Raw genomic sequence first — 24,397 nt, 5'->3', positions numbered from 1 at the left:
GCGGGGCAACCCAAAACAGCTAAAGCGAAGGGTGGAAAAAGCCGCAGTCATCCGCCTACGCTCCAGCTTGTCCCCGCACATGAAGCCCGCTTATGCCGACGCAAAGCGGGCTTTTTTATTGCTGTCATACCGTAGCGCGTACGCGTCACACGTTGAGTGATCGACGCGCACCGGATGCAGCCATGGACCACTGGAAACCAGAACCAACATGGACGACTCCCTGAACTTCGATACGCTGGCGGTCCGCTCGGGCACCGTGCGCAGCGACTTCAACGAACATTCGGAAGCGATTTTCCTGACCTCTAGCTTCGTCTTCGCGAACGCCGCCGACGCTGCCGAGCGCTTCAAGAAATCGGAAGACTATTACACCTACTCGCGCTTCACGAATCCGACGGTCTCGATGTTTCAGGATCGCCTCGCCGCGCTGGAAGGCGGCGAAGCGTGCATGGCGACGGCATCGGGCATGGCCGCGATCATGTCGGTGGTGATGTCCGAACTGCAGGCCGGCGACCATCTGGTCAGCTCGCAGGCGCTGTTCGGTTCGACGCTCGGCATGTTCTCGCAGATCTTCTCGAAGTTCGGCATTACCACGACGTTCGTCGATCCGACCGATCTCGACGCCTGGAAAAATGCCGTGCGCCCCGAGACGAAAATGTTCTTCCTCGAAACGCCGTCGAACCCGCTGACCGAAGTCTCCGATATCGAAGCCATCAGCAAGATCGCCAAAGCGGCGAATGCGCTGTTCGTGGTCGACAACTGTTTCTGCAGCCCGGCGCTGCAGCAGCCGCTCAAACTCGGCGCGGATGTCGTGATGCACTCGGCGACCAAATTCCTCGACGGCCAGGGGCGCGTGCTGGGCGGCGCACTGGTCGGCTCGAAGAAATTCATCATGGAAAAAGTGTTTCCGTTCGTGCGCAGCGCCGGGCCGACATTGTCCGCCTTCAATGCATGGGTACTCCTGAAGGGCATGGAAACGCTGTCGCTGCGCGTCGAAAAGCAGTCGGCGAATGCGCTCGAAATCGCGCGCTGGCTCGACACGCATCCGGCCGTGAACCGCGTGTTCTATCCGGGGCTCGAATCGCATCCGCAACACGCACTGGCCATGCGGCAGCAGAAGGCGGGCGGCGCGATCCTCTCGTTCGAGCTGAAGGGCGACACGCCCGAACAGATGCGTGCAAACGCATGGCGCGTGATCGACAGCACGAAGATCTGTTCGATTACCGGCAATCTCGGCGATACGCGCACGACCATCACCCATCCGGCGACCACCACGCACGGCCGCGTCACGCCGGAAGCGCGCGCGGCTGCGGGGATTAGCGAAGGCTTGATCCGTCTGGCCGTGGGCCTGGAAAACGCCGGCGATATTCGCGGCGATCTGGAGCGTGGCCTGGGGAGCTAAAGCGGCGGGGCGGTCCGAGGTTGGAGAATAAAAGCAGAACAGCGGGCCGCGCATTCGAATGCGGTTCGCCTGGCAAACCTCGGACTGACTCACTCAGTGACGCAATGTATGACGCAATGCGCGCCACTGTCCGGGCGCAAGTCCAAAACGTCGCGTGAAGGCGTGCGTATAGGCGCTCTGATCGCCAAAACCGATATCCAGCGCGATCGTGCTGAGCGAGCGTTGTGGCTCGGCGAGCAAGGCGAGCGACGTATCGAGTCGCAGGCGCTGCAAATAACGATGTGGAGTCTCGCCGAAAGCATCGACAAAAAGCTGATGAAAACGCCGCATGCCGAAGCCGCAATGGCCGGCGAGATCGGCAATGCGCAGCGGTTCCGATAAATGCGCGCGCAACCAGCGGTCGATACGCGCGAAATCCAGACCGCCGGCAGCGAGCGCGGCCGAACCGGTCGACGTCCCCGAATCGGCGACTAGCGCAGCGCCCAGGCGCGCGGCCGCATCCCAATGAAAACGCCGTGTATCGAGATCGCCTGCGGCGTCGCCGGTCGCGTGCGCCGCGATATGCCGCACCAGTTGCGTGAGCGAAGGGTCGATCGTGACGGCGCGCGCACGATCGAACAGGCGCTCCGGTACGGCGAGCGATGCCGCCGGCAAATCCAGCACCAACTGCCGGTTTTCGCCGATGCCCGCGTAATCGTGCCGCGAGCCTGCCGGGATCAACCAGGCGGACCCGGCGTCGATCTGCTCGGCGATGCCTTTCACCGCCATCACCATGGCGCCGTCCAGACCGAGCACGACCTGGTGAAAGTCGTGCACGTCCGACGCTTCGATTGCGCCATATCGGCGCAACGCAACGCTAGGGGAGAGGACGGTGGGGTGGTTCATCGCGCGCTTCGGCGGTTACAACGGTTACTACGTGCCGACACTCAAACGTCGAGCAGTTCGACTTCGAACACGAGCGTTGCGTTCGGCGGGATCACGCCGCCTGCGCCGCGCACGCCATAACCGAGTTGCGGCGGGATGGTCAGCTTGCGCGTGCCGCCGACTTTCATGCCTTGCACGCCTTCGTCCCAGCCCTTGATGACCATTCCGCCGCCGAGCACGAAGGCGAACGGGTCGTTGCGGTCCTTGCTCGAGTCGAACTTCTGACCGTCGGTCAGCCAGCCGGTGTAGTGCACGCTGACGGTCTTGCCCGCCACGGCTTCGGCGCCGCTGCCTTCGACGATGTCTTCGTATTTCAGGCCGGATTCGGTAGTCACGGTCGACATGGATTGCTCCTCGAGTCAAAAATGTAAAGACCGACATTGTAGGCGCGTTGAGGCCTTGCTGGAGGATTGCGTGTGGCATGCGGATTGCGTCGGATAGGCCGTCTGGCTAACTGGTTATGCCGGTACGCATGCCTATAATGGGGCTCCTTTTAACCATCCAGCACCGCCTGAGAGGGCTCGATCGTGACAACGTCTTCCACCGGGACGACCGGCGCAGCGCCGGCGCCTTCCGGCTTCCTCGTCTCTGACCGCACAGCTTATCTGCGCGCGGAAACCGCGCTTTTCATGCGCGATCATGTGCTCTCGCTGGTGTCGCACGATCTGCGCGGTCCGTTGAACGCCATTCATAGCTGGGCTTACGTGCTCGAGCGCAAGCTCGATGCTAACGATCCGAACGCACAACGCGCCGTCACCGGCATTCGCAATGGCGTTGATCAGCAGGTCAAATTGCTCGAGACGATCGTCGATGCCACACGTGCCGAAACGCGTTCGTTGACTTTGGAGCGTTCGTCGTTCTCGCTGCATCCTTTACTCGATGAAACCTTGCAGGAGGTCAGTGCCGGGCTTGCCCGCACGCGCGGCGTGACGGTCACGCTCGACTCGCAACTCGGCACGGAACAATTGAATGGCGACCGCGAGCGCCTCGCGGCGGCGTTGTGGCTGATGCTCACGTTCGCTGTCGAAGCGAGCGCTGAAGGCTCGACGGTCACGCTCACCGCGCGTGCGGACGGCAGCGCCCTGCATGCCACCGTCGCTTACGACGCGCACGCCACCGCGCTGGACGACCCGGCGCTGCCACATGTACTCGAGCCGTTTGCCCGCAAACAGGCACGCGAGCCGCGTGAGGCGAAGCGTATTTCGTGGGTGCTGGCGTTGTGCAAGCGTGTTGCGGAGGCGCATGGCGGCAACTTCGAGCAGGGCGATCCGGTAGCGAGCACGGCGGGCAACGGCGGTGCTGGGGTTGGCGATGCTGCTGCTGGTGATGCTGGCTCCGCGAATGTTGCCGTTAGTGCGACGCTGGCGCTGCGCGTGCCCTTGACTGCCACGTCGGCGCGCTGAGCTTAGCCCGGTGGAAACGTGACCGCGCGCGGCGTGTAGCTTTTCACCGAGCTTTCACCCTCTATACTGACAACTTTTGTTGCCGGAGCTTTCTGCTTTGATCCAGGTTGTCGCCCTTATCGGTGCGTTGTTTCTCGTTGCCCTCAACGGTTTTTTCGTCGCCGCCGAATTCGGCCTGGTCAAGCTGAGGCAGACGCGCGTTCAGAGTCTCGCGACCGAGCATGGCATGCGCGGACGTCTGCTGGCAAAAGTGCATGGTCGACTCGATGCTTATCTGTCGGCTTGCCAGCTTGGTATTACGTTGGCTTCACTCGGGCTCGGGTGGATTGGCGAGCCGGCTTTTGCCGAGTTGCTTACACCGCTATTCAAGTTGCTGGGCGTGGAATCGGAGAAGCTGATCCACGGCATCTCGTTGTTCTTCGCGTTTTCCTGCATTTCTTTTCTGCATATCGTGGTGGGTGAACTGGCGCCGAAGTCGCTGGCTATCCGCGAAGCGGAGAAGGTATCGCTGTGGGCGGCCACGCCGCTGTATGGGTTTTACTGGGCGATGTACCCGGCCATCTGGGTACTGAATTCGAGTGCCAATGCGGTATTGCGGCTGGCGGGTCTCGACGCCGACCATGGACACGACTCGCACTATTCGACCGACGAACTCAAGTTGATATTGCGCGGGCGTCGCACGAACGTCGTGAGCGAGTTGGGTTCGACGGGTGGTGCTTATAGTCAGGACGAGTGGAATACGATTGCGCACTCGCTCGATTTCTCGCGTATGACGGTGTCGGATTTAATGCGGCCGGCGTACGAGATGATTGCGTTGCGGCGCGACGTTCCTTTGCGCGACAACATGCAGGTGGTGGCGCAGCACCGGTTCAGCCGTTATCCGTTGTTCGAGGACGCCAAGGGCGAGCGGGTGGCGGGCATGATTCATTTGAAGGATCTGTTATTGGCTCGGCATGCGGGTAGCACGCTCGACGATCTGTCGAAGTATGCGCGGCCGGTGCAGTACGTGATGCCTGATATGCCGGCGCTCGATTTATTCAGGCGATTCCGAAAGGGGGCGCCGCATTTTGCGCTGGTGGGGCATAAGAATTCGAAGCCGATTGGGTTTCTTACTTTGGACAATTTGCTTGGTGCGCTGGTGGGACAGATTCACGACGAATTCAGGCAGGGCGACGCCGACTGGACGCGGATGGACGACGGCACGTTGATGGGCAAGGGGAGTTTGCCGGTGGTGTCGCTGGAGCGCGCGTTGGGGATTGATATCGATGAAGGGAAAGCGGAGTCGGTGGGTGGGTTGGTGATTCAGGCGTTGAATGATCTTCCATCGGAAGGGCAGCGGGTTGAGTTTGATCGGTTCGATGTGGTTGTTAAGAAGATGAAGGGGCCGAGGATCGTGCTGGTGAGGGTTTATCCGAAGGTTTTCGAGGATGAGGGGGGATAAAAGTTGGTCGTTGCACTGGGCTGCTTTTTCGTTGCACTGGCTTTTGGGCCTTTCCTTGATTTGGTAGTGGTCTATTAGCGTTCCCCCTGTGCGGGGGGGCACTTACTTCTCTTTGCCGCCGCAAAGAGAAGTAAGCAAGAGAAAGCGGCTCAAACCGCTAATTCTTAAGCGGGAACCGCGCGGGTTTTTTGGTAGTGGTCCATCTGGAATCCGTGCTCCCGCACATTCCGCGTTCGTGACACAGCAGTCATTCTTCCGGCGGCGCTCCGCGCGCCCCCGGGCCGGTATTAGAACCTTCGGTTTTTCGTTTTCCGTGGTGTACCCATCCGCGACGCACGCAGTGCGGAGTGGGAGCTGATGAGTGCTTTGTCACTACCGCGGAATGTGCGGGGGACCGGATTCCAGATGCACCACTACCAATGAAATGCTGGGGTTCCCGCTTAAGAATTAGCGGTGTGAGCCGCTTTCTTTTGCCTACTTTTCTTTGCGGCGGCAAAGAAAAGTAGGTGCCCCCCCGCACAGGGGGAACGCTAATAGACCACTAACAAATCAAGGAAAGGCCAAAAAAGCCAGTGCAACGAAAAAAAAGCCAAGTGCAACGAACCAACCCTTAACTCCGAGGCACCCCATCCTCAACCAGCAGTGCCACAGGCATCACCCCCACCGCATCGCGCAAAAACAAAGCCCCCTGTTCATCGACCTTAGGCGCAGCCGGACTCAACCAATCGAACAAAGCCCGCGCAGCGAGATCCCCCGGCACGATCACCGCCGTATCCCCCCAATCCTGAGGGTCGACTAAAGGCAGAACCCCATCCTCCCGCAGCAACCCCGCCGCCAGCCGGCTAGCAATAACTACTGCCCATGCATTCCCATTGCGCCGCGCAAATGCAATCACACTCCGCGCATGCTCGCCGCGCACCTCGAGCGGCAAATACTCGCTCTGCCTCAGCAACTCAGGCAAATGCGCGCGCAGCGCCAACACCCGTTGAATAACCGCCAGCTTCACCCGCCCATCGTGCCACGTCGACAAAAACTCCGAAGGCGGCGTCTGCGCAAGCCACGCCTCACGCTGAGCGAAATCCACCGGCCGGCGATTATCCGGATCCACCAGACTGAAGTCCCACAACTCCGTGCCCTGATACAAATCGGGAATCCCCGGCGAAGCGAGCCGCAACACCGTCTGCTGCAAACTGTTCAGCGCACCCGCCCGCCCAATCTTCGCCACGAATCCAGACAGCTCCTTCAGAAAACCATCACGCCGCTGCGGCGCCAGAATGTCGAACAGGAAATCGCGACACCCCGCCTCGTACGCTTCATCCGGCGCGAGCCAGTTGGTCTGCAGCTTCGCCTCGCGCAACCCCTTCAACTGCCACTGCGCAACACGCTCGGCCAGCGCCTTCACGCCGGCTTCGTCGTCCGGTTGCAAATCCGGCGGCCAGCAGCCCACCAGCGTCTGATACAACATCGCCTCGGCAGCCGGCCCCGGCGCCCAGTCATCACTCGTGTCCCGCCCCACACTGCTGATCGGCGTGCCATCCAGCGCGCGACGATGCGGCGCATTCAACGTCGACCACGCCCGCAACGTCGCACTCCACTCGGGCGCAATCTCACTCAGCACCGCCAGCCGCGCGCGTACATCCTCACCGCGCTTATGATCGTGCGTCGCCGTCGCCAGCATCGCGTGCGGAAAACGCTGCGAGCGTTCGAGATTGCCCGCGTGAAACCGCTCGACCGACAACGCAAATTCGCCCGGGTCCGAGCCTACTTCGTTGCGCGACAACAGCCGCCCATATCGATAGCATGCCGTGTCTTCCACGGCCTTCGCGGCAACCGGCGCGGTCAGTTGCGAGAACAACGTCTGCGCCGTCCGCCGCGATGAACTCGCATGACTCGGCGCCGAACCATTCGCCGCCGCAGACGATCCAGACGACGCAGACGATCCAGCCGACGCCCGCGCCGCAGGCGCTTCCTCCGCACTACCGCCCAGCCACGCATTCACGCGATCCAGCACGACATGATCGGCGCGCGACAGCGACGCCCTCGCACCCGCCAACGCCTGGTCGAAATACACGTTATCCGTGGCGCTGCGCAAGCCGTTCTGCGGATACACGCGATACACCGGAAAATGCACGACCAGTTCGGTCAGCACACGCCGCAACGTCGTGAACGTGAAGTCACGCGTCGTCAGCGAATCGCGTGCAATACGATGCAGCGCACGCGCCGCACGATCCAGTTCCGCCGACAGGTTCTCAGCCAGAATCTTGCGACGCGCGATCATCGCCTCGTCGGCGAAAAGCGGGCTGCGGCCAGTGAGTTCGGTCCACGTTTGCGCCAGCGTCCCGGCACCGGCGGGGTCGTGCAACAACGCGCCGACGTCGCTCATGAAGTCGTAACCGGTTGTGCCGTCCACCGGCCAGTCGTCGCGCAACGGTTCGCCGCGCGCGAGAATCTTCTCGACCACGACGTAAGGCGCGCTGTCGCGCAACTCGGTGAGGCGCTGCCGCAAACGCTGGCAATACTCACGCGGTTCCGCGAGACCGTCGACGTGGTCGATCCGCAAGCCGTCCACCACGCCTTCCTGATACAGCCGGAAAACCAGTGCATGCACGGCGTCGAACACTTCAGGCCGCTCGACCCGCACACCCGCGAGCGTCGAGATGTCGAAGAAGCGCCGCCAGTTCACTTCGTCCGACGCGGTGCGCCACCACGCGAGACGAAAGTGCTGACGTTCGATCAAACGATGCAGACGATCGCGCGATGCCGGCTCGTCGGGGGAATACGTTTGCAGCGCCAGCTGAATCGCGCCGTCGCCGTGTTGCGCGACGAATTCGCGCAACATGTCGCGCGCTTCGGCCGCGCGCGGCTGATCGGTGGGCTGGGTGGTCAAGCCCTGGAAACGCTCGGCCAGCGCGCTGAGGTCGGCGCGATCGCCGCTTTGCAGAATGGCCGCGTAATCGGTCGGACACACCGGAAACACATGCGGCCCGTAAGAGATATAGAAGCCCCCCGTATCGGCCGCAAATTTCATCGTGATACGGCCCGACGCGAGTTCTTCGCCGTACGACGCGCCGAGCGTCGGCAGCAGCACCTTGCCGCGCAACGCCGGATCGGGCGAATGCCAGTCGACGTCGAAGTGCCGGGCGTACGCACTATGACGGCCCCATTCGAGAATATCGAGCCACCAGGCGTTGCTGGAACCGCCGACGCCCATATGGTTCGGCACCATGTCGACGATCAGCGCCATCTCGTGCGCCCGCAACCTGTCGACGAGGCGTTTGAGGCCCGCTTCGCCGCCCAATTCCGGATTGACCTGGGTGTAGTCGACGGTGTCGTATCCGTGCATCGAGCCGGGTTCAGCCGTCGTGACAGGCGACGCGTACAGGTGGCTGATGCCGAGCGCGGCGAAGTAGTCGACGTGCTTCGCGGCATCGTCGAAAGTAAAGCCTTTATGAAACTGAAGGCGTAGCGTGGAGCGCGGAACGGTCATGGCGTGTCAGGCTCCGAAGAAGCGTTGGAAGGAGTGTGGGGAGTAGCAATAACAGCGCGTCGCGCATGCTCGACGGCCTGCAGGCGATCGCAGAAGCCGTCGTCCTGGAACATCTCGTCGACGGACAACGCCATCCGGCGTCGCCAGTTCGGATGCTCGTCGATCGAGCCGGGCAGGTTCGGCTGATCCACCAGCGCAAGCAGATCTTCGAGCGGGAACGTGACCAGCGGTCCGGGCGTCGCGGCGACGAACGCCAGCGCTTCGTCCACGGGCGGCTGGTCGACCGGCGGCGTATCGACATCGGGCGCGGCGACGCCGGCCTGCTGGAACGCCTGCCATAGCAACGCACGGTCGGCGGCGCGCTCTTCCTGCGCGACCGCTTCGGCATCGCGGCCGTCGGAGCGGGCCATGGTCTGACCGATTTTGTTACGCCACGTGATATCGCTGCCGCGCCACCAGCCGGCGACCGTCGGCAGATCGTGCGTGGTCGTGGTGCCGACCGCATTGCGATCCCATTCGTGCGGCGGCTTGAAACCCTTGCCGTCGTGCGCGCCTTCGAACCACAGCACGCGAATCCCGGCAATGCCATGTTCGTCGAGGCGTTCGCGAAAGCCCGGCGGCACGGTGCCGAGATCCTCGCCGATCACGATCGCGCGATGCCGCCACGATTCGAGCGCGATCAGACGCAGCAGATCTTCGAGCGGATAGCGCAGATACGCGCCGTTCGCCGCGCTCTCGCCTTCGGGCACGAGCCACAGTCGACGCAAGCCGAGAATGTGATCGATACGAATGCCGCCGGCATGCGCGAACGCGGCGCGCAACATGTCGATGAACGCGGCGAAGCCCTGGGTTCGCATCGCGCGCGGCGAGAACGTGGTGAGTCCCCACGCCTGGCCCGCCTGATTGAACAGATCGGGCGGCGCACCGACCGACACGCCTTGCAGCATGTCGTCCCGATACGACCACGCATGACTGCCGGCGCTATCGCAACCGACGGCCAGGTCGGCGATCAGTCCGACCGACATGCCGGCCTCGCTCGCCGCATGCTGGGCGTGCGACAAACCCTTGGCCGCGAGCCATTGCAGGAACAGATGAAAGTCCACTTCATGGCGATTCGCGTCGGCAAAGGCCTCGACCTCGGGGCTGCGCGGATCGCGCAATGCATCGGGCCAGTCGCGCCAATGACCGTGACCGTCTGGCTGCGAAAGCTGAACGGCCTGCAGCGCTTCGAAGCGCGCGTGATCTTCGAGCGCACGACCGGCCCGTTCGCAGAAGCCGTGGAATTCCAGCGCACGCTGCGTATCCTGCGCCCGGTCTTCGCTGCAAAAGTGCTCGTACAGCGCGCGCAACACCTTGAGTTTCAGCGTGACGGCAGCCGGCCAGTCGATCAGCGGTAATGCTTCGAGTTGCGACCACGTATCGTCGCTGCGGGCCGAGTCACGCGCGGCACGCGCCGCTTCCTCGCCGAACACCGCGGCCGGATCGATATGCGTGACGTTCAGCCATAAACGCGACGACGGCGAGTAGGGGCTGAAGCGGTTGGGCTCCGCGCTGAACATCGCGTGAGTCGGGCTGACAGCGAGGGCATGCGCGCCATGCTTCGCGCTTTGCGCGGCAATCTGCGCGAGCGCCGTGTAATCGCCGATGCCGCCGTCGCCGTCGCGACGCAAACCGTACAACTGCGCGGCGACGCCCCACAAAGGCGGCGCTTCGCCAGCGCTATCGGCATCGCCACCGTTTTCCCCATGCTGCGTGCGCCACGCATCCGCCACGGTATAGCAGCGTGCCGGCGCGACCGCCAGCGTGACACGCTGCTCGTTGAGCACCAGCGTGTGATACCCGGCTTCGTCGATCGGCGAGAGCAACGCTTCCTCACCCTTGGGCGCGGTAAATCGTCCATCGATAATCGAGCCGCTTTCGAGTTCGATCCGGTAGTGACTGGCCGACTTCACCGCGGCGGACGGCAGCGCAATACCGCGGCCGACTTGCGCGGTCATCAGCGGCGGCAATTTGCGGCCGGACGTTTCGGCTTCGAGCGCGGCGGCGCTCTGGCGAATCTGCGTGGCGTTCGCGCAGGGCAAACCCATCCGTTCGAGCAACACGGCGAGCGTGTGTTCGGGCACGCTACGGGTTTGATGATGCGCGTCCTGCCATTCGACCTCGAAGCCCGCGCGTTGCGCGAGCGTGACGATCGTGTCGTTGTTGGGGCGTCGGGTGGTCACTCGGAGCGCTCCTGTTGGCTGCTGGCAATGCGTGCATCGTGACGGGCCGCATAGCTGCCGACGTCGCCACTCACCCACGCGATGAACGTATTGGGCGGCAACGAACCGCTGTCCAGTTGCTCGTGTACGCGCGGCGGCGTTTCGAAAATCACCTTGCCGTCCGGCACTTCCGCGAGCGGCACACTGTCCTTCGACAGATTCAATGCAATGGACAGCGTCTCGCCGTCGCCGAGCCTCCAGCGCGCGACGAGCGCATGCGCATCGGCGCCATCGGCGTGGGTCAGCACGGTCGCACCGAGCGCCTTGCTGTGTTTGAGCCGCGGCGTAATGAGGCGGGCGCGCACGGCCAGTGCGGTCTGGTAGAAATGCAGCCAGTCGAGCCGGTCGCGCGCGTCGTCGCCGGCGCTCGTGTGAGTTGCTTCGACAGGCGGCGAAGACGCGGCGAAAGTCTTCACATCGTTCGGATCGGGAATCTGCGCGCGGCGCTTTTCGTCGCTGAACGAGGAGAAGCGGGCGAATTCACGGCGGCGTCCTTCGCGCACGGCATCGGCCAGCTCGCCGGTGTAGTCGGTGAAGAACAGGAACGGCTGGGTCGAGCCGTATTCTTCGCCCATGAACAGCAGTGGAATTTGCGGCGACAGCAGAAGCAAACCGGTCGCGGCGCGCAACGCGTCGTCGGTGGTCAGCTTGCGCAGACGCTCGCCGAACGCGCGGTTGCCGACCTGGTCGTGGTTCTGCAGGAACATCACGAACGAGGTCGGCGACAGATCGCCGCTCGGTTCGCCGCGCGGTGCGCCGTCGTGCAGCGGCGAAGGCTCGCCCTGATACACGAAACCTTCCGACAGCACGCGCGCAAGGCGGCGAATCGGTTGATCTTCGTACGCGTGGTAGTAGCCTTCGGTTTCGCCGGTCAGCAACACGTGAAGCGTGTTGTGCGCGTCGTCGTTCCATTGCGCGTCGAAATGCGTTTCCAGCAGGCTCGCGCTGTTGTGCTCGTTTTCGAGCACGAGGTGCACATGCCGCCCATGCTGCACTTTTGCGCGAATGTGGTCGGACAGTTCGCGCAGCCACGCATGATTGTCGATGGCATGCACCGCGTCGAAACGCAGACCGTCGATCCGGTATTCGTTGATCCAGTACGCCGCGTTGTCGGTGAAAAATTCGCTCACTTCGCTGCGGTCGAAGTCGATGGCCGGACCCCACGGCGTATGCGTGCCTTCGCGGAAAAACGGCTTCGCGTACGCGTGCAGATAATTGCCGTCCGGCCCGAAGTGGTTATAGACCACGTCGAGAAACACCATCAGGCCCAGGCCGTGGGCCGCATCGACCAGTGCCTTGAGTTCCTCGGGGCGGCCGTAAGCGGAATCGGGCGCATACGGAAGAACGCCGTCGTAACCCCAGTTGTGCTTGCCGGGAAAGTCGTTTAGCGGCATCAGTTCGATGGCCGTCACGCCGAGCGCGGCGAGTTCAAGCAAGCGCTTCTGCACGCCCGCATAACCGCCCATCGTCCCGACATGCAACTCGTACAGCACGGTCTCTTCCCAGGGACGTCCGTGCCAGCGGGTGTGCTCCCAACGGTAAGCGCGCGGGTCGATGACTTCGCTCGGACCATGCACGTCCTGCGGCTGGAAACGCGAGGCCGGATCGGGCACCGGTTGCTCGCCATCGAGCCGGAAGCGGTACAGCGTGCCGGCGCCGCCATCGACGGTCGCTTCGAACCAGCCATTGCCGCTCGGCGTCATGGCGTGCACGCCTTGCGCGGGTCCATTCTCGATGTCCACGTCGACGCGCGTGCAGGACGGTGCCCAGAAACGGTAGCGCGTGCGCGGCTTCGTGCCCGACGCGCCCAGCAACTGGGCGCCGAAGGGCAGGCAGTGCGCGTGATGATGCGCGTGCGGATCAATCGGTGTTTCGGACATGATTCTTCACCATTCGGTTTTGCTCGAGAGCTGCGTTTGTGCTTTTCGCCTGACCGACTGGTCGCGACTCACGTAGTCGGCGACGTATCGTCGGACGGCGCATGCGCGCCGGGATCCGGCGGCAGCGCGGTCAACAGGCGCGGTCCATGTTGCGGGCCGGCTTTCCAGCCGGCCTGCCAATCTGCTTCGCCGACCGGTTGCGCGGCCAGCATGACGAGGCCGTGCGCCGCCACTTCGATATCCGGCGACGCCAGCCGGAACGGTGCGCTTTCCGGCTCGGCAGTGTTCAGCAGCACGTGCCATTCCAGGTGCGGGGCCGGCGGTGTGAAACGCAGCGGTTCGGGCGCCGCGTTGAGCATCAGCAGCAAAACTTCGGTGGCGCCGTTCAGGCCAGGTCCGGCGCGTCGCAATGTGAACGCGCGACCTTCGGGGTCCTGCCATGCCTCGATGGTGAGCGGATCGCCGTGTTCGTCGAACCAGCCGACGTCGAACAGCCCCGGCAACACTTCGCGGTCGCCGAACAGAAAGCGCGTCTCGCGCAGCAACGGATGCTGCTTGCGCAGCGCGATCACGCGCGCGACGAATGCGGCCATCTGTTGCCCATCGGGCGATTGCGCGCGGTCCCAGTCGATCCACGAGAGCTCGTTGTCCTGGCAATACGCGTTGTTGTTGCCGTTCTGCGTGCGCAGCGACTCGTCGCCGGCCAGCAGCATCGGCGTGCCGAGCGCCATCAGCAGCGTGGCGATGAGAGAGCGGGCGACGCGTTTGCGCGTGGCGAGAATCGCCGGATCGTCGGTCGGTCCTTCGACGCCCCAGTTGCGGCTGCAATTTTCATTGTGGCCGTCGTTGTTGCCTTCGCGATTGGCTTCGTTGTGCTTGTGCTCGTAGGCGGTGATGTCGGCTAACGTAAATCCGTCATGCGACGAGACGAAATTGACCGATGCCCACGGTTTCCTGAAGCGCCGGTTGAACAGATCGGCGGAGCCCGTGAGGCGCGCCGCGAGATCGGGCCGCAAGCCGGCATCGCCGCGCCAGAAGCGGCGCACGGTATCGCGAAATCGGTCGTTCCATTCGGCGAAACCCGGCGGATGATTGCCGAGCTGATAACCGCCGGGACCGATGTCCCACGGTTCGGAGATCAGCTTGCGCGTCGACAGGATCGGGTCCTGGCGCAACGCATCGAAGAAGCCGGAGCCGGGATCAAAGCCGTGCTGCTCACGCCCGAGCGTCACGCCGAGATCGAAACGGAAGCCGTCGATGTTGAACGCCGTCGACCAGTAACGCAGCGAATCCATCACCATCTGCAGCACGCGCGGATGCGTCAGGTCGAGCGTGTTGCCGCAGCCGGTGTCGTTAATATGGCGTCGTTCGTCGCCGGGAATCAGCCGGTAGTAGCTGGCGTTGTCGAGTCCGCGCCATGACACGGTCGGCCCCATCTCGCCGCCTTCGCACGTGTGGTTGTAGACCACGTCGAGAATCACTTCGATACCGGCCGCGTGCAACTGGCGCACGGCAATGCGCATTTCGTCGAGCCGGTGCGTGCTGAGATAGGACGGCTCCGGCGCGAAAAACGACGCGGTGTTGTAACCCCAGTAGTTGCGCAGTTCGCGTTCGACGAGAAAGCGGTCGTTCAGAAACGCATGCACGGGCAGCAGTTCGACCGCGGTCACGCCGAGCTTCTGCAGATGGTCGATGAATTCCGGCGAGGACAACGCGGCGAAGGTGCCGCGCTCGTGCTGACGCAAATCGGCACGCAGCATCGACGCGCCGCGCACATGCGTTTCGTAGACGATGGTTTCGCCCCACGGCACGTTGGGCCGCGTGTCGTGCGACCAGTCGAACGCTTCGTCGATCACCACGCACTTGGCCATCGCCGGCGCCGAGTCGCGCCGGTCGATGGACAGGTCGGCGCGGTTCGAATGCACGCGATAGCCGAACAAAGCATCGGACCAGCGGAACTGTCCTACCAGCTTGCGCGCATACGGGTCGAGCAACAGCTTGTGCGGATTGAAGCGATGTCCCTGCTGCGGCTGATACGGACCGTGCGCACGAAAACCATAAGCGGTGCCCGGATGCGCGTTCGGCAAATAGCCGTGCCAGACCTCGTCGGTGCATTCGGGAAGCGGGTAGCGGCGGATTTCCTTGCGACCCGTTGGATCGAACAGGCAAAGCTCGATTTTCTGCGCGTTCGCCGAGAACACCGCGAAGTTGACACCGAGGCCGTCCCACTTGGCGCCGAGCGGATAGGGCGAGCCGGGCAGCAGCCGGTCAGGCATTGCGTGCGACATGTTTCCCCTTGCTGGTTCTGAGTGATCAGCCCTATCGCGGACCTCCATGCAACGAGCGCGCGGGTTGGCACCCGCGCGCTCGTCTCAACCCACCCGCTTTACTCGGCTCGCAATACGATGGTCGCCAGAGGCGGCAGCGTCAGCGCGGCGGAATGCGGCCGGCCGTGGCTGGAAATTTCCTCGGTGTGGATCAGGCCGCCGTTGCCCATGTTCGAACCGCCATAGACGCCCGCATCCGTATTGAGTACCTCGGCCCAGCGACCGCCGCGCGGCATGCCGACGCGATACCCCACTCGCGGCACCGGCGTCATGTTGCAGAGGACGACGACTTCGCGGCCCGCACCGTCGGTGCGACGATACGCATACACGCTGTTGCCGCTGTCGTCGCCGACCAGCCACTCGAAGCCGCCCGGCTCGGTGTCCAGCAGATGCAACGCGGGCTCCGCGCTGTACAGGTGGTTCAGATCGCGCACCAGCTTCTGCACGCCGTGATGGTTCGGATCGTCGAGCAGATGCCAGTGCGGCGACGCGTCGTGATTGAACTCCGCCAGTTGCCCGAATTCGCCGCCCATGAACAGCAGCTTCTTGCCAGGGTGGGTCCACATGAAACCGAAATACGCGCGCAGGTTGGCGAAGCGCTGCCACGTGTCGCCAGGCATCTTGCCGAGCAACGAACCCTTGCCGTGCACCACTTCGTCGTGCGACAGCGGCAGCACGAAGCGCTCCGAATACGCGTACACCATGCCGAACGTCAGCATGTGATGATGGTATTGGCGATAGACCGGGTTCTCTTCCATGTAATGCAGTGTGTCGTGCATCCAGCCCATGTTCCACTTGAACTGGAAGCCGAGCCCGCCGTCTTCGACGCGTGCGGTCACGCCGGGCCATGCGGTCGACTCCTCCGCGATGGTGATCGCGCCCGGCACGCCGGGGACGTAGCCGACTTCGTGGTTGAGCCGTTTGAGAAACGCGATCGACTCGAGATTCTCGCGGCCGCCGTAGATGTTCGGCACCCACTGATCGGCGGCGCGCGAGTAGTCGCGATACAGCATCGACGCCACCGCGTCGACTCGCAAACCATCCACGTGATAGCGCTTGAGCCACGCGAGACCGGACGCCACGAGGAACGCGCTCACCTCGTTACGACCGAGGTTGTAGATCATCGTGTTCCAGTCCTGGTGATAGCCTTCGCGCGGATCGGCGTGCTCGTAGAGCGGCGTACCGTCGAATTCGATCAGCCCATGCGCGTCGTTCGGAAAGTGCGCGGGCACCCAGTCCAGAATCACGCCGATGCCCGCCTCGTGCGCCTTGTCGACGAACAGCGCGAACTGTTCCGGTTTGCCGAAGCGCGCCGACGGTGCGAATTGCCCGAGCGGCTGATAGCCCCACGAACCGCCAAACGGATGCTCGGCAATCGGCATGAATTCCAGATGCGTGAAGCCCATGCTCTTCACGTACGGAATCAGGCGTTCGGCCAGTTCTTCCCAATCGAGCGCGCGGTTGCCTTCTTCCGCGATGCGCAGCCACGATTCCGCGTGCACTTCGTAGATCGAGATCGGCGAGCGCGGCGTCTGCTTGTCCGCCCGCGAATGAATCCAGTCGTGGTCGGTCCACGGGAACTGCTCGATCTCGTCGACATGCGCGACGATCGACGCGGTGCCCGGCGGCTTTTCCGTCTGCATTGCGCAGGGGTCGGCCTTCAACGGCAACGGATGGCCGTCGCGCGACAGCAGCTCGTATTTGTAGCGCGTGCCCGGACCGACGCGCGGTACGAACAATTCCCACACGCCGGCCTGATGCCGCAACCGCATCGGATGACGGCGACCGTCCCATGCATTGAAGTCGCCGACCACGGACACGCGGCGCGCATTCGGCGCCCAGACCGCGAAGCGCACGCCGGGCACGCCGTCGATTTCCATCGGCCGCGAGCCGAGGCATTCGAGCACGGCATAAGGATCGCCGCCCGCGATGCGCCCGAGCGGTTCGTCGCCGAGCACCGGACCGAACGAATACGTGTCCTCGACTTCCTGCTCGACGCCATGCCAGTCGATCCGCAAGCGATACGGCGCGGCCGAGCTCACGCGTCCCGAGAACAGTCCCGGGCGCAGCTGTTCGAGTTCGCCGAGCGTCGCGCCGTCGGCGCGCGCGACGACGGTGACCCGCGCCGCGTTCGGCAGGAACGCGCGCACGACCGGTCCCGCATCGGTCTGATGCAACCCGAGTTGCGAGAACGGATCGGGATGCCGCGCTTCGACGAGTGCGTCGATATCGAGCGGTTGGAGGCCTATGGCCGGATCATGCTCACTCATGGTCACCCTCGGCCGAATTAGGCGGTGTGGCGGCGCCGGGCGCCTGGGTGGAAGAATCTTGCGACGCGCCGGTATCGCCGAGCAGACGGCTCGCGAGCGCGGCCAGACCACGGACCGGCAAGCCGAGCCAGGTCGGGCGGTTCGCCGCTTCATAACGGATTTCGTAGGCGGCTTTCTCAATCAGGAACAGATCGAGCAGCTTCTCTTCGAATTCCGGTGCGACGAGCGGTTCGGGAGACGACGCGACTGCCGCGCGGTATTCGTTGAGGAACTGCTGCGTGGCGTGCGCGCGGAAGCGATCGAACAAGGCGCGCTTGCGGTCGGCCGTTTGCTGCGGCGCGCTTTCCGTCGTGGACTGCGCGGCGGCACTCGCATACGACAGCGAGCGCATCAGGCCGGCCACGTCGCGCAGCGGGCTCGACTTCTGACGACGCTCGTCGAGCGAGCGTGCGGGCTCGCCTTCGAAGTCGATCAGATAGGCGTCGCCCTGCGCAACCAGCACCTGCCCCAGATGGAAGTCGCCGTGAATGCGAATGCGCAGCGCGGCGGCATCGGCGGGAACCAGCTTGTCGACGGCCTCGACCAGCGCAGCGCGGCGGTCGATCAGGCTTTGCGCCAGCGCTTTGGTTTCCGGCTCGCTAATCTGCTCGATACGCGGCGCGAGCAGGTCGAGCGCGCTGGCGAGCATTGTCTGCGTGCCGTCCACCCACGCCTTCACTTGCGCGGCGTTGGCGGGTTCGGGCGCGAAGGCTTCGTCGTCGGTCGGCGACGCGAGCGCAACGTGCAACTCGCCGAGCCGCTTGCCGATGATGCCCGCGAGCGCGCTATAGCCTTCCATGAGAACGGCTTCGTTGCCGCGATCCGGCGTGGTCGACTCCGTGTCGACGGCAATCGCGAGTTCGTCCACCGAGCGGCGCAGATAGTCGAGCGACCAGTTCCACGCATCGCCCTGATTGTCGATGAAGCCTTGCAGAATACAAAGCGTATGCGGCACGCCTTCCGGATCGACGCGCACCACTTCGCCATACAGCGGCGCGGTATTCGCATAGCCGAGCTTGGTCAGATAACGGCTGATTTCCGCTTCGGGATGAATCCCGCTGGCGAGACGGCGCACCAGTTTCAGCACGGCCGCGTCGGCGATGATCAGCGAACTGTTGCTCTGTTCCGCCGCGAGCCAGCGAATCTCCGGCTGCTCGCCGAGCGACGCGAGTTCGTCGAAACGATCGGTCGGAATGAAGCGGATCTCGCTCTTCTGCACGGTCGGCACGACCGCGCGTTCGCGCAGCTTGCGCATCACGTTGTGCGCGAAGATGGGCAGCGCGAACGCATCCGTCAGATGGCCGACGTTGCGGCCGCGGCGCACGCGCGCCAGCGCGAGTTGAATGAAGAGCGGCGTGGTGGTCTCGCCACCCCAGGTAATCGCGATCGGCACCACATAGCGCTCGGTGTGGTCGCCGACATCCGCTTCGATCTCGGTGAACGCGAAGCCGCCTTGAGGAATCGTCGTGAGCGCGGCGAGGCGGACCGCATGCATCTTCTTGTCTTTCGACGCGAACCAGCGGCGGCGGCTTAGCCAGGACGGCAACACTTCGGATTCGAGCAAGCGGACGTTTTCCGGCGTCGGGCCGGCCTGGCCGTCGCGTATCACGATCGTGACGAATTCGGGCAGCGGCTCCGACGGCGCCTGCGCCCATGTCGGACGTTGTCCGCCCGGGCACAGCATGAACCACAGGAAACCGTACGGCGGGAACGTCAGCAGATAGGTCAGCTGGCCGATGGGCGGGAACACGGAATCCGCAGTCATTTCGATCGGCACCGAGCCGTTGAATTCCGACAGATCGAGTTCGACGGCTTGCGGTGCGCGCGACAGATTGGCCACGCAGAGAATCGGCGGCTCGCCGGGAATCTCCCGCAGATACGCGAGAATCTTGCGGTTCTCCGGCTTCAGGAAGCGGATCGTGCCGCGTCCGAACGTCTGCTTGGCACGTCGCGTGGCGAGCATGCGGCGCGTCCAGTTCAGCAGCGAATGCGGGTCGCGGCTTTGCGCTTCCACGTTCACCGCGTCGAAGCCGTACAGCGAGCCCATCACCGGCGGCAACACGAGTTGCTCGGGATCGGCGCGCGAGAATCCGCCGTTGCGGTCGGACGACCATTGCATCGGCGTGCGCACGCCGTCGCGGTCGCCCAGGTGAATGTTGTCGCCCATGCCGAGTTCGTCGCCGTAATAAATCACGGGGGTGCCTGGCATCGACAGCAGCAGCGAGTTGATCAGTTCGATACGGCGGCGGTCGCGCTCCATCAGCGGCGCGAGACGGCGGCGAATGCCGAGGTTCAGACGGGCGCGGCGATCGCTCGCATACGTATTCCACAAGTAATCGCGTTCGGAATCCGTGACCATTTCGAGCGTCAGTTCATCGTGATTGCGCAGGAAGATGGCCCACTGGTTCGATTCGGGCAAGTCCGGCGTCTGCCGCATGATGTCGGTAATCGGGAAGCGGTCTTCGCTCGCGATCGACATGTAGATGCGCGGCATCAGCGGGAAGTGGAACGCCATGTGGCATTCGTCTTCGTCGCCGAAGTATTCTTTCACGTCTTCCGGCCACTGGTTCGCTTCGGCGAGCAGCATCCGGTTCGGATATTCCGCGTCGATGGTCGCGCGGATTTTCTTCAGCACCGCGTGGGTTTCGGGCAGGTTCTCGTTGTTCGTACCGTCGCGCTCGACGAGGTACGGCACGGCATCGAGTCGCAGCCCGTCGATCCCCATATCGAGCCAGAACCGCATGACCTGCAGCACTTCTTTCAGCACGGCGGGATTGTCGAAGTTCAGATCGGGCTGGTGCGAATAGAAACGGTGCCAGTAGTACGCGCCGGCCACCGGGTCGTGCGTCCAGTTCGACGGCTCCGAGTCGATGAAGATGATGCGCGTCTCTTCGTACTTCTTGTCCGTATCGGACCACACGTAGTAGTTGCGATGATTCGAGCCCGGCTTCGCGCGGCGCGCGCGCTGAAACCAGGGGTGCTGGTCGGACGTGTGGTTGATCACCAGCTCGGTAATTACGCGGATGCCGCGCGCGTGCGCTTCCTGAATGAAGCGTTTGACGTCCGACAGTTGACCGTAGTCGGGATGCACGTTGCGGTAGTCGGCGATGTCGTAGCCGTCGTCGCGACGCGGCGACGGATAGAACGGCAGCAGCCAGATCGCGTTCACGCCGAGTTCGGCGATGTAGTCGAGCTTTGCGATCAGACCGGGGAAGTCGCCCACGCCGTCGTTGTTCGCATCGAAAAACGACTTGATGTGCACCTGATAGATGATCGCGTCCTTGTACCAGAGCGGATCGTCGCTCAGCGCCGCGGGCTTGCCGCGGCGATTCGTGCGGGCTTTCGCGGCGCCGCCGGTGGCGGCGTCCGTCTGGGTCGGCGACTTGGTTTGAGCTGGGTCGTCACGCTTCATGTCGCACCTTCCGTAGGAGTGGGTTTGTCAGCGTCTGCGTGATAGGCGCTGTCGGAGTCGCTGTCGGAGTCGCTGGCAGATTCATCGGGACGCTCGGCGGGCAGGCCGCCCAGCGGCGCGATGCGCCAGATGGAGAACGGCTGGCCCGAGCCGAGCCGGATATGCTGCCAGCGGCCGTGCCATTCGAAACGCGCGCCGGTCATCTGGTCGGTGACTTCCAGTGCGCCATGGTCGTGCAGGTTCCATTGCTGGAAAGTGTCCCACGACAATTCGACGTCCGCGCCCTGTTCGTTGAACGGATCGAGATTGATCGCGACGACGATCACGTTGTCGCGCGACTCGGTCGCTTTCTCGAAGAACAGGATGTGGTCGTTGTGCGCGGTGAGGAACGTCAGGCCGAGATGCGTTTGCAACGCCGGGTTCGCGCGGCGAATCCGGTTCAACGCCCCCACTTCGCCGACGATATTGCCGGGCCGGTTCCAGTCCCACGCACGCAGCTGATATTTCTCGGAGTCGAGATACTCCTCGCTGTTGGGGAGCGCCGCGGCCTCGCACAGTTCGAAGCCGCTATATACGCCCCAGACCCCGGCGAGCGTCGCGGCGAGCGCGGCGCGAATCAGGAAGCCCGAGCGTCCTTGCGACTGCAGATGGCGCGGGTTGATGTCCGGCGTATTGACGAAGAAGTTGGGCCGGTACGAATCGCGCGCGCCGGTTTGCGTCAACTCGGTCATGTACTCGATAAAATCGCGCTTTGATTCGCGCCACGTGAAATACGTGTACGACTGCGAGAAGCCGATCTTGCCGAGCCGGTTCATCATGCGCGGCCGGGTGAAAGCTTCGGCGAGGAAGATGGTTTCAGGGAAGCGCGCGCGCACGTCGCCGATCACCCATTCCCAGAACGGCAGCGGTTTGGTGTGCGGATTGTCGATGCGGAAAATGCGCACGCCCGCGTCGATCCAGAACAGGAACACGTCGCGCAGCGCGAGCCACAGGTCCGGCTTGGCGTCGTGCGCATAGAAGTCGGGGTTGACGATGTCCTGATACTTCTTCGGCGGATTTTCGGCGTAACGCAGCGTGCCGTCCGGGCGCCACGCGAACCACGTCGGATGCTCCTTCAACCACGGGTGATCCGGCGAGCACTGCACCGCGAAGTCGAGCGCGATTTCCAGACCGTGCTCGTGCGCGGCCTTCAGCATCGCCTTGAAGTCGTCGAGCGTGCCGAGTTGCGGATGCACGGCGGTGTGGCCGCCTTCCACGCCGCCGATTGCGTACGGGCTGCCGACGTCGCCCGGTTGCGCGTTCAGCGTGTTGTTGCGGCCTTTGCGGTTGGCCACGCCGATTGGGTGGATCGGCGGGAAATACAGCACGTCGAAGCCCATGTCGCGAATGCGCGGCAGCTTGGTCGTGACATCCGCGAAGGTGCCGTGGCGCGACTCGTCGTCGCTCATCGAGCGCGGGAAGATCTCGTACCAGCTTGCGAAACTCGCGGCGGTGCGCTCGGCGTCGATCTTGTAGATGACCGGGTCGCGGCTCAGGAACGGCCGGTGACGCGCGGCGGTCATCGCTTTCGCAGTGGTCGGCGCGAGCAGCAAAGCGAGCTTCGTCTCGGGGTCCGCCTTGGTGAACACCTTGACGATATGTTCGAGCGGCTCGGTCACCGCGCCTTCCACGGTTTCCACTTCGGCCAGCACCAGTGCGAACAGATGCGTCGCTTCGTCGAGTTCGGTTTCGACGGTCTGACCGGCTTTGAGTTTTTTCTGCACGTGCTCGACTAGCGACGCGAAGTCGTCGCGCCACGCGATCACCGTGAACTCGTGACGGCCCATGCGTTCGAGCGGAATGCGCGCTTTCCAGATATCGAGGCCGGCCGGCTGCGCCTGCGCCATCGGCGCTTCGTGCCAGACGGTTTCGTCGGCGGCGCGCCAGACGACGGCGGCCGCGATCTTGTCGTGACCTTCCGCGAAAATCGCCGCGCTGATTTCGGCGCGTTCGCCGATCGTCCGCTTGGCGGCGAAACGGCCATGCTCGACCGACGGCGACACGCTTTCGATCGCGACACGCGGTGCGGTGATCGCTTCGAGCACGGTCTTGCGACCGCTGCGTTTGCTGTTCGCCTTGTCGATGGGCGGCGCGAGGCGGATCGGCTTTTCGCTGATGGCGCGGAACACGCGCACCGCACCCGCCGCCAGCGTGAATGGCGTGAGGCCCGTGGGCGTGACGTGACCGGGTGCGTCGAGCGGCACGAAGCGCGTGAAGTTGCCCGGTATGCCGGCGAGGAAGCGCGCCGGATCGACGCGCAGCGGCGCGCCGAGTTCGGGGTTGATGGCGATCAACACCGCTTCCTGGGCGTCGCGCAGATCGGCTTGATCCGCGCGGAGCAGGACCGCGGCGTTCGCGCCGGGACCGCTCAGCGGACGCAATTCGCCGTTCGCTTGCAGCGTGTGCGTTTTACGCGCGACGTCGTTCACATGAGCGATCTGTTCGGACAGGTCGAAGCGTTTTGCTTGCACCGCAAGGGCGAATTGCGAAGCGTCGCCGCGACTCTGCGACATGGCTTCGCTCAGGCCGTATTCGAAACCCATCGGCATCAGCCAGCCAGTGCCGAGCACGGCCGACGTGAACAGCGCACGGCGATAGGCGCGCTCGACGATCGTGGCATCGTGCGCGGCGCCGAGATCGGCGGCGAGGCGGTTGCCATAGGGCGCTTCCGGGAAGGTGATCGGTCTGCCAATGCGTGCGAGCACCGCGTGCTCTTCCACCATCCAGCTGGACCGGAAGTCCCACCAGCGCACGGAAGAGAACACGCTGTCGAAGCCCGCGCCTTCGAGGCCGGCCAGATCGCTGCGGGCGAGGCCCGGCGTCGCGGCGAGAAAGCGGACGTCGGGATATTGGGCGCGCACCACGTCGCCCAGACGCCGCCACACCGAAGCGGGCACACGATGCGGCGAGTCGAAGCGAAAGCCTTTCACGCCGGCTTCGGCGAGCGCGAGCAACTGGCGGGTCCACCATTCGATCAGCGCGGAACCGCCCGGCGTCGATTCGTCGAAGTTCGCATAGGCGACGTTGTCCTCGCGATGCACGTGACGCGGGTCGAGCCGCGCCTCATCGGATTCGGATGGATGAAACCAGTCGGGGTGCTCGGCGAACAGCGCGCCGTCCGCCGCCATGCGGTCGATGACCAGATCGACCAGCAGGCTGATGTTCTGCTGACGGGCGGATTCGACGAGCTTGCGCAGCGCGTCGGTCGCCGGCTGATCGCCGGCTTCGAACACCGGATGCAGGCGTGCGTGATTGCCGACCACCTGTCCGTGGCCGGCCTGGCCTGGCTCGAAGAGATTGCCGATCAGTGCGTGGTCGAAGCCCAGTCCGGCCGCGTGGGCGAACTGCGCGGGCCATGCATCGAGCGGCCCGACCAGAAGTGAATGGAAAAAGTAGATCCGCGGCGCATACCCGTGTGGAGATTCCATCGGTGGTTTCCAGATTCGTCCTGCTGCGGTGTGGATGCAAGTGGCATGCGATCACAACGCTCATTGGGCTTCCAGAGCCAACTGCCG

General features: G+C 63.8%; 12 protein-coding genes. 3 read left to right on the top strand and 9 right to left on the bottom strand.

What is annotated here, in order from left to right; genetic code table 11:
* Nucleotides 1-208 precede the first annotated feature (208 nt).
* Nucleotides 209-1,399: an O-succinylhomoserine sulfhydrylase gene (locus FQ746_RS26980; protein WP_144112849.1), complete on the top strand. Its 1,191-nt coding sequence runs from the start codon at nt 209-211 to the stop codon at nt 1,397-1,399.
* Nucleotides 1,400-1,492: 93 nt separating this feature from the next.
* Here the strand turns inward: FQ746_RS26980 and FQ746_RS26975 are convergent, their stop codons facing one another.
* On the bottom strand, nt 1,493-2,284 hold the full coding sequence (locus FQ746_RS26975; RefSeq protein ID WP_144112848.1) for an AraC family transcriptional regulator: 792 nt from the start codon (nt 2,282-2,284) through the stop codon (nt 1,493-1,495).
* A 41-nt stretch (nt 2,285-2,325) separates the two neighbouring features.
* Nucleotides 2,326-2,667 (bottom strand): FKBP-type peptidyl-prolyl cis-trans isomerase, encoded by a 342-nt coding sequence (locus FQ746_RS26970; RefSeq protein ID WP_074770998.1) that lies wholly within the window; start codon nt 2,665-2,667, stop codon nt 2,326-2,328.
* A 183-nt stretch (nt 2,668-2,850) separates the two neighbouring features.
* Between FQ746_RS26970 and FQ746_RS26965 the strand changes: the two genes are divergently transcribed.
* Together FQ746_RS26965 and FQ746_RS26960 are read left to right on the top strand one after the other, a co-directional pair.
* Nucleotides 2,851-3,726 (top strand): sensor histidine kinase, encoded by an 876-nt coding sequence (locus FQ746_RS26965; RefSeq protein ID WP_144112847.1) that lies wholly within the window; start codon nt 2,851-2,853, stop codon nt 3,724-3,726.
* A 97-nt stretch (nt 3,727-3,823) separates the two neighbouring features.
* Complete coding sequence (locus tag FQ746_RS26960) at nt 3,824-5,167, top strand: hemolysin family protein (protein WP_144113143.1); 1,344 nt, start codon at nt 3,824-3,826, stop codon at nt 5,165-5,167.
* A 610-nt stretch (nt 5,168-5,777) separates the two neighbouring features.
* Here FQ746_RS26960 and treY read toward each other — a convergent pair.
* The 7 genes from treY to FQ746_RS26925 all read right to left on the bottom strand — a co-directional run bounded on the left by treY (nt 5,778) and on the right by FQ746_RS26925 (nt 24,310).
* Nucleotides 5,778-8,654 carry a malto-oligosyltrehalose synthase gene (gene treY, locus FQ746_RS26955; RefSeq protein ID WP_144112846.1) on the bottom strand — a complete coding sequence of 959 codons (2,877 nt, stop codon included), beginning with the start codon at nt 8,652-8,654 and terminating at the stop codon, nt 5,778-5,780.
* Nucleotides 8,651-10,876, bottom strand: coding sequence for a 4-alpha-glucanotransferase (gene malQ, locus FQ746_RS26950; protein ID WP_144112845.1), 2,226 nt, complete (start codon nt 10,874-10,876; stop codon nt 8,651-8,653). Before malQ ends, treY begins: the two co-directional genes overlap by 4 nt.
* The gene (treZ, locus tag FQ746_RS26945; protein WP_144112844.1) at nt 10,873-12,795 is read right to left on the bottom strand and encodes a malto-oligosyltrehalose trehalohydrolase; all 1,923 of its coding nucleotides are present in this window, start codon (nt 12,793-12,795) and stop codon (nt 10,873-10,875) included. Before treZ ends, malQ begins: the two co-directional genes overlap by 4 nt.
* A gap of 68 nt (nt 12,796-12,863) precedes the next feature.
* Nucleotides 12,864-15,083: a glycogen debranching protein GlgX gene (gene glgX, locus FQ746_RS26940; protein ID WP_144112843.1), complete on the bottom strand. Its 2,220-nt coding sequence runs from the start codon at nt 15,081-15,083 to the stop codon at nt 12,864-12,866.
* Between the two features lie 98 nt (nt 15,084-15,181).
* On the bottom strand, nt 15,182-17,392 hold the full coding sequence (gene glgB / locus FQ746_RS26935) for a 1,4-alpha-glucan branching protein GlgB (protein ID WP_144112842.1): 2,211 nt from the start codon (nt 17,390-17,392) through the stop codon (nt 15,182-15,184).
* A complete protein-coding gene (treS, locus tag FQ746_RS26930; RefSeq protein WP_144112841.1) occupies nt 17,385-20,843 on the bottom strand; it encodes a maltose alpha-D-glucosyltransferase in 3,459 nt (1,152 codons plus the stop codon). The genes glgB and treS overlap by 8 nt, the downstream gene beginning before the upstream one ends.
* A complete protein-coding gene (locus FQ746_RS26925; RefSeq protein ID WP_144112840.1) occupies nt 20,840-24,310 on the bottom strand; it encodes a maltotransferase domain-containing protein in 3,471 nt (1,156 codons plus the stop codon). Before FQ746_RS26925 ends, treS begins: the two co-directional genes overlap by 4 nt.
* Nucleotides 24,311-24,397: the final 87 nt, after the last annotated feature.

This window comes from Paraburkholderia sp. BCC1886 (assembly GCF_900996245.1).
In the GTDB taxonomy this organism is placed as follows: domain Bacteria; phylum Pseudomonadota; class Gammaproteobacteria; order Burkholderiales; family Burkholderiaceae; genus Paraburkholderia.
Note: the sequence above shows the minus strand (reverse complement) of the source record. Positions and strands in the feature narration are given on the sequence as shown.